Annotated in this window: 13 protein-coding genes; 9 read left to right on the top strand and 4 right to left on the bottom strand. The window is 65.2% G+C overall.

What is annotated here, in order from left to right:
• The 3 genes from ACT86A_RS13250 to ACT86A_RS13240 all read left to right on the top strand — a co-directional run.
• Positions 1-433 (top strand): hypothetical protein (locus tag ACT86A_RS13250; protein ID WP_445092379.1); only part of this gene is annotated, 433 nt, incomplete at its 5' end.
• A gap of 245 nt (positions 434-678) precedes the next feature.
• Positions 679-1,245 (top strand): hypothetical protein, encoded by a 567-nt coding sequence (locus ACT86A_RS13245; protein ID WP_445092378.1) that lies wholly within the window; start codon positions 679-681, stop codon positions 1,243-1,245.
• 671 nt (positions 1,246-1,916) lie between these two features.
• On the top strand, positions 1,917-2,426 hold the full coding sequence (locus ACT86A_RS13240) for a C40 family peptidase (protein ID WP_445092393.1): 510 nt from the start codon (positions 1,917-1,919) through the stop codon (positions 2,424-2,426).
• Positions 2,427-2,784: 358 nt separating this feature from the next.
• On the opposite strand, the gene ACT86A_RS13235 is transcribed toward ACT86A_RS13240, so the two are convergent.
• Positions 2,785-3,489, bottom strand: a complete 705-nt coding sequence (locus ACT86A_RS13235; protein ID WP_445092377.1) for a YoaK family protein — start codon at positions 3,487-3,489, stop codon at positions 2,785-2,787.
• Positions 3,490-4,570: 1,081 nt separating this feature from the next.
• On the opposite strand from ACT86A_RS13235, the gene ACT86A_RS13230 reads away from it, so the two are divergent.
• From ACT86A_RS13230 to ACT86A_RS13215, 4 genes are all read left to right on the top strand, one after another.
• Positions 4,571-5,569: an ATP-binding cassette domain-containing protein gene (locus tag ACT86A_RS13230; RefSeq protein ID WP_445092376.1), complete on the top strand. Its 999-nt coding sequence runs from the start codon at positions 4,571-4,573 to the stop codon at positions 5,567-5,569.
• Entirely contained in the window at positions 5,566-6,414 is an 849-nt protein-coding gene (locus ACT86A_RS13225) for an ABC transporter permease (RefSeq protein ID WP_445092375.1), read from the top strand. Before ACT86A_RS13230 ends, ACT86A_RS13225 begins: the two co-directional genes overlap by 4 nt.
• A gap of 338 nt (positions 6,415-6,752) precedes the next feature.
• Positions 6,753-7,280 (top strand): peptidylprolyl isomerase, encoded by a 528-nt coding sequence (locus tag ACT86A_RS13220; RefSeq protein ID WP_445092374.1) that lies wholly within the window; start codon positions 6,753-6,755, stop codon positions 7,278-7,280.
• A 4-nt stretch (positions 7,281-7,284) separates the two neighbouring features.
• Positions 7,285-8,157 carry a rhomboid family intramembrane serine protease gene (locus tag ACT86A_RS13215; RefSeq protein WP_445092373.1) on the top strand — a complete coding sequence of 291 codons (873 nt, stop codon included), beginning with the start codon at positions 7,285-7,287 and terminating at the stop codon, positions 8,155-8,157.
• Between the two features lie 59 nt (positions 8,158-8,216).
• Here ACT86A_RS13215 and ACT86A_RS13210 read toward each other — a convergent pair whose 3' ends face one another.
• Complete coding sequence (locus ACT86A_RS13210) at positions 8,217-8,651, bottom strand: PH domain-containing protein (RefSeq protein ID WP_445092372.1); 435 nt, start codon at positions 8,649-8,651, stop codon at positions 8,217-8,219.
• A gap of 137 nt (positions 8,652-8,788) precedes the next feature.
• Positions 8,789-9,052, bottom strand: coding sequence for a cell division protein CrgA (crgA, locus tag ACT86A_RS13205; RefSeq protein ID WP_445092371.1), 264 nt, complete (start codon positions 9,050-9,052; stop codon positions 8,789-8,791).
• Between the two features lie 96 nt (positions 9,053-9,148).
• On the opposite strand from crgA, the gene ACT86A_RS13200 reads away from it, so the two are divergent.
• Entirely contained in the window at positions 9,149-9,793 is a 645-nt protein-coding gene (locus tag ACT86A_RS13200) for an aminodeoxychorismate/anthranilate synthase component II (RefSeq protein WP_445092370.1), read from the top strand.
• A complete protein-coding gene (locus ACT86A_RS13195; RefSeq protein ID WP_445092369.1) occupies positions 9,790-10,470 on the top strand; it encodes a RibD family protein in 681 nt (226 codons plus the stop codon). Before ACT86A_RS13200 ends, ACT86A_RS13195 begins: the two co-directional genes overlap by 4 nt.
• A 191-nt stretch (positions 10,471-10,661) precedes the next feature.
• On the opposite strand, the gene ACT86A_RS13190 is transcribed toward ACT86A_RS13195, so the two are convergent.
• Positions 10,662-11,078, bottom strand: a complete 417-nt coding sequence (locus ACT86A_RS13190; protein ID WP_445092368.1) for a CBS domain-containing protein — start codon at positions 11,076-11,078, stop codon at positions 10,662-10,664.
• Between the last annotated feature and the right edge of the window lie 136 nt (positions 11,079-11,214).

The following is an 11,214-nucleotide window of genomic DNA, read 5'->3' as shown; positions in this document are numbered from 1 at the left end:
AATCGTGGATGCCGGGGGTGAGTCGGCGGAGATCTTCAAGGCCGCTATCCCGAAGAGCGATGAGCTGTTACTGGTGACGAGTGTGAGCCCGTCCGAAGTCAAACGAGTGCCGAGTACATTCAGGGCCGCCGAGGAGGCGGCGGCGGGCAGTAGCCGTGCGATACGGGTGCGGATCCTGATGACCAAAGTACCGGTGATCATGAAAAACGGCGTGAACGCTTCGACTGAATACCGGACCCAGCGGCGGAATCTGGAGAGTGCCGGCTACGACGTATTCGAATCCTATTTGAGCGCTTGGAAGTGGTATCGGGAGGCAGCCGATGGCGAAGTCGGTGCGGGCGCGGAGAACCCGATCGAAGACTTGGGCGAGTACCGGCAGGTGGGTGACGAGCTGGTGAGCTCCTACCCGCTACTCATGGAGGTGCCGGCCTGATGCCCCCACAGCGGAGAAAGGGCTCGATCGGCGGCGTCAATCCGCTGGCCGACGCTGCCGAACACACTCCTGCGGTCTCGCCGCTGCGTGATGCCGAATGGCGGCCGCGTGCTGACAGTGCAGGCGCGGACGCGCCCGCCGCGGTTTCGAATGTCTTGACGATGCCGGTGCCCAACGCGGGCGACGGACCCCTGAGTGATCGAGAGCGGGCGCAATTGACGGCGTGTGAGTCGTCGATCGATACATTGCGCATCGCGTTCTGGGCTGCGGGGCGGGCGCTGCAGATAGTGCGCGACGGGCGGCTGTACCGGGACAGTCACGAGACCTTCGACGAATATGTGGAACAGCGGTGGGACATGCAGCGGTCGTACGCGCACAAGCTCATTCGCGCATGGCCCCTCGCGGCGAGGCTGCATCCGATAGCGCCGGCCATCAACGAAGGCCAGGTCCGTGAACTGCTGCCGGTGGTAGCCGAACACGGTGAAGACGCGGCGGTCACCATCTACACCACCGTGGCCACCGGGGCCGATGTGAAGGTCACTGCGGGAAGGCTTCGCCAGGCCGTGGCACTTCTTCCGCAGAGCTATGACGAGCAGGTCGTTGTCGAGCGGCTTCAGGCGTGGTTACGGGGCGAGCTGCCGGGGTTTCCGAACGACCAGGCGGCAAGCGTGTTCACCGCCATGGAATCTCGGCTCGTCGCGCTGACTCGGAAGGTCGTCAAAGGATCGAGCCACGACCCGGCCGCAGCGCGCGAATTCGCGGCACGGCTCCGCACGATCGCGGAACAAATCGAGGAGCAGATCACGGTCTGAGCGCCGATCGGTACCAGTGCCCCGCGGCCGGATGGATACCCGTGTGCGGCACGTTGCGTCACCGGTCGTGAATGCCGACCAGCGATATTTCTTCCGAATTTGTGAAAAACAAACCGGGGAGTTATTTTTTTGTTATCGAATCAGGGTGTGTTGAACTTTGCATCGCGTGCTCTATGCCGAAAGGTGAATACTCGGATCGGATCCGCTGGACTGACGAATCACCGTGATGGTTTTCGAATCAATTCGAGGTCTTGGCGAGTTCCACGCGCCACGTAATGCGGCGTCGTATGGCTGGCCACAGGCCGACGATCTGAACATCGGAGGACCGCATCATGGCATCATCGACCGACGTCCGATATTTTCGCTACCTACAACGCGCTTTTTTGTGGGTGCTTGCCGCCGGAGCGGCGGCGCTCATGGGCATGTTGCTCGACACCGGGCAGGCATCGGCCCAGCCGATGACGATTCCCGGTGTGGGAACCATCGATATCTCGGATAATTTATCGCCGCCCGGCATACCGGAAGATCAGTTCCGGCACCACGCCATTCTCCCGGTCCCGGAAGCGCCGATCCTGGCCGAGGTCGCCAAGGGCGTCGAGTTCCGGGCCGCTCTGCCGGTACCGCAAATCGAGATCGCGCCGTTTACCCCGGCTCCGATCATTGATCTCCCGATTTCGGTGTCCGTTCCGGCAGTCGAGGTTCCGGTGGTCGCCGTTATCCCCCCGATCGAGATTCCGTTGGTCAATATCTTTCCATTGATCGAACTGCCTTTCCATTCTGGAACGCCTGAAATCATGCCGCGGGCACCGGCCCCGCCCGCCGCGGCCACGCCGCAGAAGACCACCGGCGAGATCGCGGTCGACGCTGCGCGGACCAAACTCGGCGCAGCGTACAACTACGGTGCGGTCGGCCCAGACGCTTTCGACTGCTCGGGACTGGTGCAGTGGTCCTACGGGCAAGCCGGCGTCGACCTTCCACGCACCAGCTACGAGCAGCTCACCGTGGGAACGCCGGTTTCGCTGGACGACCTGCAACCAGGCGACCTGGTGTCGTTCTACGACGGAAGCCACTCCGCTCTCTACGCCGGCGAGGGCAAGGTCATCCACGCCTCGACATATGGCGTCGGGGTGACCACTTCGCCCCTCGCATCAATGCCCGCTGCGGGCGCTCGGCGAATCTGACTCCGCCCGTGAATAGGCTTCGGCGACCGGATCTTCCTCGCCGAGGGCCTGCGGTTCGAACGTCGAGTCTTCCACTCGCTGTTCGCGATCGAGGACCAGCAGGCAGGCGTGAGTGCCTTCGTCGACAAGTGCCCCGCTCACCAACCGCTGACTGCCGGCGGCCGGCCCGGGCCATGATCGCGTCGATGTCGTCGCCGGTCACGATGATCGCCATTCCCGCGGCCGGCGAGATCGGGCGTCCCCATCGCGTCCGCCTCGATGTCCCAGAATTCGCGCTGCGGCCGATCGTGTTTGTCTTCGTCGAGGTTCCACACGCCGCTTCGTCGCTGCGAACACCGACAAACACCTGACGGAGGGCTTACCGTGTGAGGGGACCGTGGCGGTCGAGGTGCAGGTAGGTGTAGCCGGTGACGATCAGGCACACCACGGTCGCCGTGATCAACATGGCCCAGCCCGCTACGACCAGGCTCAGCAGTCCACCCAGCAGGGCGCCGAGCGCGAAACTCGCGTAGAGCAGGAAGTAGCCGAGCCAGTCGGCATAGTCGCCGCCGCTGAGGTGGCGTTCCATGCCCTGGCCCAGCTTGACCAGCGTGCCGGTGACATAACTCAGCGGCACCGACACCTCCTCGTTCTGCACGAACGACGTATTGAGCGCGCCGACTCCGAACGCGACGAACATGATCGGCAACAAGCCGATCCGCTCGACAGTCGCCCGGTACTCCAGAAGGTCGACCACGGAGGCGACTGCCAAGGAGGCCGTAGTGAGCAGAGTGGGACCGTGTGGGTGCCCGGACCAGTAATGCCTGCGGCACCAGGAGGAGACCACCACGCCGGACAGAAACGACAGGAGCAGACCGGCGGCCGCTACCGCCATGTCCGGCTCGTCGTGGAAATACCCGAGTACCGCCCGTTCGGTGTTGCCGGTCATGAACGTGACGAAATAGCCGGCTGTATGCATGAATGCCGCCGCACCGATCAGACCGGCGAGCGCGGCCAGCACCCAGGACAGTCTGGCTTCGTCGTCGAAGAGCGCCTGTTTGCGACTGTTGTCCGGTTTCGGCACAGGTCCGGCTCCTTCCGGGACGGGTGCGACACCTCAGTGATACAGGCTCGTCCACGGCATTCGCCCACGCAGCGCCGGGGTTTCGCCAAGGAATTGCTCCGACTCCGTCGCAGTCGATGCCGCCGAGGCGGTCGACACCGCAGATATCCGGCAGCGGATATAGCGTCGCGCCGGCTCCCGCGGCGCGGCTACGGCGTCGGCTGGACCTGTCGCTCTCCGGAGGGATCCCCAACCGCGGGTCCTGCGGCTGGCTGAATGGACTCGCGGCGGCGTGGCGCGCCGTGCAATCGGATGCCGACGGGGAAATAGGAGCGGGCCTCGGCGAAGGGGGGGAGTTAGCCGAGGCCCGCGTAAGGTCGGCCCGGGGGGGAGGGGCCGACGTGAATGATGCTACTCGATGATTCGCGATTGTGTGGGCGTGGGGGCGGCCACTTTCCAAGTTTTTTCGGTTGGGCTACGTTCCGGCCGGTGGGTGGGCGCCGGGGCGGATCGGCCGGCTGGTCTCGCCGTTGCCGACCGATGGCCTGTCTTTCGCTAAAAGTGTTGGTGGGCAGCATCTTCCATGTCGAATCAGGATGATGGCGCGCTATCGCGCCCGCAGTGCGTGACGGATCGGCCGGCCATGCCAAGTGCCGCATCCGTCGCGCATTCGCGCGTGTCGTCGTGTCTCGTGACGCACATACGCGGCCGTGTACCTTCTTCCACCCTGATGGGCACCTATGTATCTTCGGCGGTTCGGCCGCGGTCCTCCGCGCGGGCCGGGTTTCTGCGCCTGCGGCTTGCGATCCGAGTATCGGTCCTTGTCCCTTCAGGTAGTGCGCTACGCATGACCGGCGCACAGTTGCGCGAGATCATCGAACCGGTCGCATTCCGATCCGGGCCCCGAGCACCGACAGGATCGGAATGCGGCCTTCACGTGCCTCGTCCGCCCATATCCCGGAACAAACCGGATGAATTTGTCGGTCGTCGGCGCAATACTGACTCGGGTATCGGCCGGTCACCCCGATCCAGCGAATTGTCGGCGCCTGGATCCCTGGCATCGCACCGATCGACATCGAGAAACTCAACTTCAGGAGAATCCATGCCTGACGCAATAGTCGCCGAGGGTCTGGTCAAACGATACGGCCAGTTGGTGGCCCTCGACGGCCTCGATCTGACGGTCCCGGAAGGGACCGTTACCGCACTGCTCGGACCCAATGGTGCGGGTAAGACCACCACCGTCCGGGTGCTCACCACCCTGCTGGTGCCGGATGCCGGACACGCGACGGTCGCGGGGATCGATGTGCTGCGCGATCCGCAGACCTTGCGCTCCCACATCGGTGCGTCGGGCCAGTATGCCGCAGTCGACGAATACCTCACCGGCTTCGAGAATTTGGAAATGGTGGGACGTTTGTATCACATGGGTGTGCGGCGAAGTAAGGAACGCGCGCGCGAACTGCTCGAACGATTCCGGCTCACCGGCGCCGCGGACCGACCCGTGAAAGGCTACTCCGGCGGTATGCGGCGGCGCCTCGATCTGGCCGGCGCACTGGTCGCGAATCCGCCCGTGCTGTTCCTCGACGAGCCGACCACCGGACTCGATCCCCGTGCACGCCTGGACCTCTGGGATGTCATCGAGGAACTGGTCGCCGGCGGAACCACGTTGCTGCTCACCACCCAATACATGGAAGAGGCCGACCGGCTCGCCGACTCCATCGCGGTGATCGATCACGGTGCGGTGATCGCCAAGGGGACCGCCGACGAGCTCAAGACCATGGTCGGCGGCGACCGCATCGAGCTCACCGTCGATCGCGCGGACAATCTCGTGACCGCCGAAACGGCGCTGAAGACCTTGGCGGACGGTGAGATCCATCTCGAGCCCGGATTGCGCCGGATCACCGTCCCGGTGGCCGACGGTTCGCAGGCACTGGTCGAGGCGATCGGCAGGCTCGCCGAGCACGACGTGCGGATCCACGATGTCGGTCTGCGACGCCCGTCGCTCGACGATGTCTTTCTCACCCTCACCGGGCATGAGGCGGTAGCGACCGCAGACTTCGTGGCGGGCGACAAGGTGCAAGCTTCGAAAGGAACGATTCGATGACCGCGACGGCTCCGGCCCCGACCCGGCTCTCGCTGGGCGAACGACTGTCGATAGTGGTCAGCGACAGCGTGACCATCGCCAAGCGCAACGTCATCAAGATCAAGCGAGTGCCCGATGTCCTGATCTTCTCGACGCTGTCGCCGATCATGTTCGTACTGCTGTTCGCCTACGTCTTCGGTGCGGCGATCGACGTACCCGGGCTATCCGGCGGCTATCGCGAGTTCCTGATCGCGGGCATCTTCGCGCAGACCGTGGTGTTCGGTGCGACCTTCACGGGTGCGGGCCTGGCCGAGGACATGCAGAAGGGCATCATCGACCGGTTCCGCTCGCTGCCGATGGCGTCATCGGCGGTGCTGGTCGGCCGCACGATCAGCGACGTGGTGATCAACGTGGTCAGCCTGACGGTGATGTCGCTGACCGGTTTGGCCGTCGGTTGGCGGATCCGGGGTTCGTTCCTGGACGCGGTGCTGGCCTATGTATTGCTGTTGCTGTTCGCCTATGCGGTGTCCTGGATCATGGCCGTAGTGGGTCTGCTGGTGCGGGCGCCGGAGGTGTTCAACAACGCCAGCTTCATGGTGATCTTCCCACTCACCTTCATCGCCAACACGTTCGTACCCAGCGACAAACTGCCCACTGTGCTGCGTGTGATCGCGGAATGGAACCCGGTGTCCGCACTCACCCAGGCGACCCGCGACCTGTTCGGCAATACCAACCCGCTGGCGCCGACCCCGGATGCGTGGTCGCTCCAACACCCGGTGATCACCTCACTGGCGTGGGTTGTCGTGATCCTGGTGGTGTTCGTGCCGTTGGCCCTACGTCAGTACAAGAAGACGGTCAGCCGCTGACCTGTCGGCACCTTCGCTCGTCAGCCATCGCGCTCGGCGTCGGCGCCCACCACGGGGGCCGGCGCCGAACCGTTGCGGGAGTACCCGATTCGAGGTGGCGCCGGGGCGGGTTCCGGTGGTTGGGGCCGCCGGGTGCGGATCAGATAGGTCACGCCACCGGCCAGCGCAAGGGCAGCTGCGACGATCAGCCGGTTACGTGAACGCGAAGAGACATGTAGGCGCCCCGAGGTCATTGGACCACTCTGGCACACCCCGGCGATTTGTGCAGGAGCCCCAGCTCATATCGGCATCCGCCCCACGTCCGCAGGGGCGTCGGCAACCGTGGCACGATGGGCAGCGTGACCTCACCGAACCAGACATCCGTGGCGACACTGCACACGAATCACGGCGACATCAAGGTTTCGCTCTTCGGTAACCACGCTCCGAAGACCGTCCGCAATTTCGTCGGTCTCGCCGACGGTTCGGCGCCATACACGACAGCGAACGCCAGCGGGGGCAACTCCGGCCCGTTCTATGACGGCGCCCTGTTCCATCGGGTGATCGCCGGATTCATGATTCAGGGTGGGGATCCGACCGGCACCGGTCGCGGCGGCCCGGGCTACGAGTTCGGTGACGAGTTCCACCCGGAACTGCGCTTCGATCGCGGCTACCTGCTGGCAATGGCCAACGCGGGGCCGCGCACGAACGGTTCACAGTTCTTCATCACCCTGAAGCCGCAACCGCATCTCAACCGCAAGCACACGATTTTCGGTGCGGTCGTGGACCCCGATTCGCGGAAGGTCGTCGACTCGATCGCGGCCACCAGCACCGATCGCGACGACCGCCCGCTGGAGCCCGTCGTCATCACCAAGATCACGATCGAATGAGACTATGAATCCTCAGCCGCCCACACCGACGTGCGTTCGCCACCCGAATCGTCCGACCGGTCTGGCCTGTACGCGGTGCGGTCGGCCCTCCTGTGCGGAGTGTCTACGTCCCGCGGCGGTCGGCCAGCATTGCGTCGACTGTCTGCGTCAGGATCAGCGCGGCGCCCGGCCGGTGCGGACGGTCTCGGGCGCGCGAGCGGCCCGGTCGTCGACGCCCGCGGTGACGTATGCACTGATCGCGCTCAATGTGGTGATCTACGCGATCACCGCGGCTCAGGCCAAGAGTCTGCTGGACAACCAGCGGGGCTCGGCGTTGTTCCTGGACTGGGTGCTGTTCGCCCCCGCGGTGGCGGACGGCCAGTGGTGGCGAGTGCTCGGTTCCGGCTTCCTGCACTACGGTCCGATCCATCTGCTGCTCAATATGTTCGCGCTCTACGTAGTCGGCCGCGATGCCGAGCTGGTGCTCGGTCGGGTGCGCTATCTGGCGGTGTACCTGGTCTCGCTGCTGGGCGGTGCGGCCGGGGTGATGCTGTTCGCGCAGAACACTCTCACGGCGGGCGCGTCAGGTGCGGTGTACGGCCTGTTCGGTGCCATCACGGTCATCCTGATCCGGTTGCGGCAGAACCCGAACCAAATGCTCATCCTCATCGGCATCAACGTATTCATCAGCTTGTCGTTACCCGGCATCTCGCTCTGGGGGCACCTCGGCGGTCTGGCGGCGGGCACGTTGGCGACGCTCGGCATCCTGTTTCTGCCCGGGTGGTTGCGGGTGAGCTCCCAGGAGACCGCGCGGCTGGTCGGCTGGGTTGCCGTGGCGATTGTCGCGATCGCGGCGTCGGCGTCGGTGGGCCTCAGCGCGGTCGCTCTTGCGGCGTGACACGGGAATTCGCTTCACGTGAAACATCGCGACGGTGAGTCACATCGCCCGGCGCGGAATCAGCGGGTTTTGTCTTCGGAGAGGTGCAGTGCCTGGACGAGGTCGTGGTACACGACCTCGGGATTGACGCCCAGATCCCACCGACCGAAGATCAACAGTCGCTGCGCGCCGTCGCGTTCGACGTCGAGTTCGAGCATGGGCATCTTGCGACCGAGGCGGCGGTAGCCGACCACGCGGGCGCGGATGATCTGGTCCGGGGTGTATCCATCAGCCCCCGTCAACGTGCGGACGACCAGACGCGGCGGTGCGCCGGACCGCACGGAAAGGCGAGGCCGCTGCCGGAACCCGAGCCCCGCGAGCGCGAGGAGGCCGACAGCGGCCAGCCCGACGAGCAGACGACTGGGCGCGTCCGTGCTGAAAACCGCCGTCACAGCCAGGGCGACGCCGCCCAGGGTGACCGCTACGAGCGCGGCAGTCGGGGTGGTCCACGTCATGCGAGGCTCGTCGCGCGCACCGGAATCCCGAGGCTCTGGAGTCAAGGCAATCCCCAATCGCTACTCGAGTTGTCCACAGATTCATCCACAGATGTGCATTAATGACACGTCTGTAATCCGCGTCCGCGCTGGTGCGGTCAGCGCCAGCGCATGGTCATGATCAAGCCCACCACCATGAGGCCGAAGCCGATCAGGAAGTTCCAGGCGCCGAGATCGTTCATCCAACTGATGTGTTCGGCCGCCAAGTAGTAGACGAGCAGCCAGATCAGCCCGGCGACCATGAAACCGAGCATGATGGCGACATACCAGACCGGCGATGGCCCGGCCTTGACCTTCACCGGGGTCCGGCTGGCGGGGTTGATCGTATAGTCGGTCTTCTTACGGACCTTCGACTTGGGCATGACGTCCTCGTATTCGGCGTACAGGTCGTGCCCCTAGGCTATCCCAACAGGTGATGGACGCGACGCCGTGCCGGGCGGGGACGTAATCTCGATGCCATGCGTGTTCTGGTCGTCGACAATTACGACAGCTTCGTCTTCAACCTGGTGCAGTATCTCGGTCAACTCGGTGTCGATGCTGTCGTCTGGCGCAACGACGATCCGAACCTGGCCGACGTGGACGCGGTCGTGCGCGCTTTCGACGGCGTCCTGATCAGCCCCGGCCCCGGTAGTCCGGACCGCGCGGGCGCCAGCATCCCGCTGGTGCGCGCCTGCGCCGAGCAGGGCGTTCCGTTGCTCGGTGTATGTCTGGGCCACCAGGCGATCGGTGCGGCGTTCGGCGCCACCGTCGCCAGGGCACCCGAGTTGCTGCACGGCAAGACGAGCGCGGTGTTCCATATCGGTGCCGGTGTGCTCGCCGGTTTGCCGGACCCGTTCACGGCCACGCGGTACCACTCACTCACCGTGCTGGAGGACACTCTGCCGGAGGAGATCGAGGTGCTCGGACGCACCGACAGCGGGATCGTGATGGCACTGCGTCATCGCACCCTGCCCATCCACGGTGTGCAGTTCCATCCCGAATCGGTGCTGACGCAGGGCGGCCACCGCATGCTGGCGAACTGGCTGGGCGTGTGCGGAAAGCGTCCCGCCGAGGGCTTGGTGCAGACCTTGGAGGCGGAGGTCGCCGCGCTGGTGCTGCAGTGACCCGTCCCTACGTCCTGTTGTCGGTCGCGGTGAGCATCGACGGGTACATCGATGACGCGAGTCCCGAGCGGCTGCGGTTGTCCGGCGCGGCGGACTTCGATCGCGTCGACCAGGTCCGCGCGGACTCCGACGCGATCCTGGTGGGTGCGCAGACCCTGCGCAGGGACAACCCACGGCTACTCGTCGACAGCGCCGACCGCAGGGTGGCCCGCGTCGCCGCAGGCAAGCCGGAGTACCCACTCAAGGTGACGGTGTCGGCCAGTGGTGACCTGGACCCCGGCCTGCGGTTCTGGCATCACGGCGGTGCCAAGCTCGTCTACACCACCGCCGCAGGCGCGGGGAAACTCGCCGATCGGCTGGCCGGCCTCGCGGAAGTTACGAGTCTCGGCGCGGAACTCGATTTCGGCGCATTGCTGGACGACCTGGGCCGTCGCGGCGTCAACCGCCTCATGGTGGAGGGCGGCACCCGCGTCCACACCGCGTTTCTCGCCGCCGACCTGGCCGACGAACTGCACGTCGCGGTCGCTCCCATCCTTGTCGGCGACACCGCGGCCGCGCGCTTCCTCGGCGCCGCCGCATACCCCGGGGCGCCGCATCGCAGGATGCGGCTCGCGGAGGTCACCCAGGCCGGCGATATGGCCGTGTTGCGGTACCTGCCGAAGCAGCATCCGGTCTGAGACGGGATCGCAAGCCCACTTCGACGCGGCTGCCGCACACCTTCGATCCTGCTGTGCGAGATCCTCGAGTTGTCATCGCCAGACGGGATCTCGTGATCGAAGTGTGGCGCGAACGTACGGCAGCCGACGCCGAAAATGGCCGAACTCTACCCGACGGTGTCCCACGGGCACCGTCGGGATTGCTCGCCGGACTAAGGACGCCCGTAGACGGCTGTGACGAACTCGCCCAGCTGGTTGTCGTCCAGGTGCCTGGCCAGGTCAGCCTCGCTGATCATGCCGATCAGCCGCTTGTCCTCGATCACGGGCATCCGCTTGACGCGGTTGCTTTCCATCTCGTCGAGCACGATCTCGATGTCGGCGTTGGCATCGACCCACCGCGGCGTCGCTTCACACAGTTCGGCGACCTGCGTGGATAGTGGCTTGCCCTGCGCGATGCACTTCACGACGATGTCGCGGTCGGTGACGATGCCGCACATTCGTTCGTTCTTGTCCGCGATGACCAGTGACCCCACGCCGAGTTCGGCCATGAGCGTGGCGGCCCGGTCAACGGTCTCGTTCTTGGAGATCCACTGGGCACCGGGTTTCATGATGTCCCTGGCAGTGGTCATGAGAGCTACCTCCTTGTGGTCAGCTGCGCTGATTAGGATGAAGCAGCCCTATTCTGCCGCAATTCACACCGGATGGTCTCGTTTTCTCGATACCCATGGCGGCACCTGGCCCGGACGTCCGGGCCGCACCGCGAGG

This window comes from Nocardia glycosmidis (genome assembly GCF_052545115.1).
This window is presented reverse-complemented; position numbering and strand designations above follow the sequence as displayed.